At 31.8% G+C, this 2,245-nt stretch carries 3 protein-coding genes; all 3 read right to left on the reverse strand.

All coding sequences use genetic code 11. From position 1 onward, the window contains the following. Nucleotides 1–157 (reverse strand): helix-turn-helix domain-containing protein (locus I130_RS16940; RefSeq protein WP_157480450.1); only part of this gene is annotated, 157 nt, incomplete at its 3' end. A gap of 209 nt (nucleotides 158–366) precedes the next feature. Then, a complete protein-coding gene (locus tag I130_RS00035; RefSeq protein ID WP_034917035.1) occupies nucleotides 367–798 on the reverse strand; it encodes a hypothetical protein in 432 nt (143 codons plus the stop codon). Between the two features lie 940 nt (nucleotides 799–1,738). Beyond that, on the reverse strand, nucleotides 1,739–2,245 hold a 507-nt coding region (locus I130_RS00040), incomplete at its 5' end, for a hypothetical protein (RefSeq protein ID WP_232223999.1).

Raw genomic sequence — 2,245 nt, forward strand, 5'->3', positions numbered from 1 at the left:
TGGGTTTAGTTACCCATTTATTGACTTCTCTGGTGATGGTAGATCGGGTTCTTCCGAGCTTCTCTGCTATGAAAGATTTAGGTCTATTTTCTTCTAAAAGAGTCTGGATAATTACCCTTTCTTGATGTGATAATCGCCGGTGTTTTTTTGGTTCCATACAACAAATCTAAAGTTATGATTTGTTGCGTTAAGTTATTGAACTCAGGAGTCAGTTTTTGTATGATGCACAACGGTCTTGGTTAAGGCAAGTGGCGTGGAGTAGGGACACGTTTTTGTCGGCTTTGTTGTATTTTACTTGATGTCTAAAATAGCACTTTTCACCAGATTGCCCGCTATTTGCGCTTAACCGATGTTGTGCATTGTAATTTACTCAGCACAGAATTTACCATCAAGTCTTATTTCTTCTCCATTTACTAATAATGTCGATTTATAGTAAAAACAATTATCTTCTATTTTTAATAGTTCATTTAATGTTCCATTATTGTCATTCATAAACTTCTGAAATTCGCTAAGCTCCATTTTTGTTTCATCAAATTTCAATCTATAAGTGCATTCGTCAACCCATTCAATGATTCCATAAGTTATTTTTTTAATGTCGTCAGGTAATGTATTATTTGGGTCATTTATTATCTCTGTCTGTTTATTTCCATTTCTTATTATCGTATATGAATATGGAATTTGATCAGTAGCGGGTGATAAAAATGTTCCGTTTTTAAAATCAATGCATTTCAATTCTTGACTATAAGTATTTAGGCTTATTATCAATAATAGAGAAATGCTAATTGTCAGTTTATTCATTATTTCTTAATTCAATTTAGATAGACTTTTCAATAGCGACCTATAAACAAAATGGTATAATTAAATTAACATTAGTGACATTATAATGCACAACGGTCTTGGTTAAGCCAAGTGGCGTGGAGTAGGGACACGTTCTTGTCGGCTTATTTGTTTGTTTCTTGATGACTAAAATATTACTTTTTGTTCAAATACCCGCTATTTGGGCTTAACCGATGTTGTGAACTGGGGCGACTATCCGAGTGAGCCGTTATTTTTAGCGGTCTGATCAGATTTTTTGTTTTTAAAGAAATTCGATTTTGTCATTTTTTACCTCCGAGTAAGATCTGCTTTCTAGCTTTAAAATCACTGAATTTTTTTGTAGCTAACAATCTTGAGTAAAAAGTCAGAATTAGAACTCAAATCTTCGGTTCGAGCAAAAGTCAGCGTAAAGCTTAAAAATTATTTTTGTTCTTTAATTCTCATTTTCATATTACTTTTTCACGCCCGAGTAAATTCAGCGATTTAGATTTTAAAATCATTCAATTTTTTGTAGCTAACAATCCTGAGTAAAAGTCAGAATAATGACTCAAATCTTTTGGGTTCGAGTAAAAGCCATCGAACTTCATTTTAAGCATTTTTTAATCTTATAAATTCAGCGCATCATTTGCGAAACATTGGCATTCAATTAAGACCTGAATTTTGTTCTTACTTTTTTTAGAGCCCTTGTTTACAACGGTCTTGGTTAAGGCAAGTAGCGTGGAGTAGGGACACGTTCTTGTCGGCTTAGTTGGTTTTTACTTGGTGTCTAAAATAGCACTTTTCACCAGAATGCCCGCTATTTGCGCTTAACCGATGTTGTGCAAAGTATTTTTTGTACTTAAACATGTTGCTGAACGGAAATTCAATTTTTTTTGTCAAGGACAAATACTCTTTTCGTGATTAATGTTTCCTTATTAGATACCTAAATACTATCCTCAATTTGACTTGTTTCAATTATATAAATATCTTTTACAACTCCGTGTAAATAATTTAAGCCAGATTTAGTGAAAACTGTTTCAAATTGTATTAATCCGTTTCCAATTGTGTCTTCAAATGCCAGACGATTTGGAAATCTATCAAATTCTTCTATTTCTAAATTTTCATAATTTTGATCTGTCCCAACATGAAAGAATATATATCGCTCCTTAATTTTTGAATCGTTAGTATTGCCAAAGTTTCTATTATATTCAATTACACCTTTTACCATTGTATTTATAAATACGGTATCTGGAAAAGTAAACGTATTAATCTCTCGATTATCTTGTTTAGAATCACTTGGTTTTTCCTGAAGTAAGGATTTACTTTTATCTTCCTTACAGGAGTTTAAAGCCAATAGAGAAATCAATAGTATACTAAGTCTTTTCAATTTTAATTTTCCTAACAATTTGATAATATTATTCGGTAATCTTTGGTTGATTTCAATTTTGCA

Origin of the sequence: Gillisia sp. CAL575, from assembly GCF_000403785.1 — a bacterium.
In the GTDB taxonomy this organism is placed as follows: Bacteria; Bacteroidota; Bacteroidia; order Flavobacteriales; family Flavobacteriaceae; genus Gillisia.

Excerpts from the sequence above, each read along its gene's own strand:
- I130_RS00035 (WP_034917035.1), bottom strand. The coding sequence starts at position 798 with ATGAATAAACTGACAATTAGCATTTCTCTATTATTGATAATAAGCCTA.